General features: G+C 43.3%; 1 protein-coding gene. It reads right to left on the reverse strand.

Going from position 1 to position 245, the window contains the following annotated elements; translation table 11 throughout:
- A partial coding sequence (locus ACWXWW_RS18270) for a hypothetical protein (RefSeq protein WP_455971455.1) occupies nucleotides 1-245 on the reverse strand: 245 nt, incomplete at both ends.

Consider the following 245-nt stretch of genomic DNA (forward strand, 5'->3'; position numbering starts at 1 on the left):
GTTCTCAGCATCGAAACGCACGAATCCAAACAAATCTTGTGTAAGTTTAGGTTTCAATTCTGACTCGTAGAATGGTACATCACGAGGACCAAGTTTGCTTGCTAGTTTAGCATCTACAACAAGCTTACTACGCTCACCACTTCCATCCTTAGCTTGCCATTTCTGCTGCTGAACTTCAACCTCAACCATGACAGCCTTACCGATCAACTTTCCAACTTCTTGAGCATGGAAATTCTCATCAGCAC

Source organism: Microbacterium sp. KNMS, assembly GCF_053851835.1.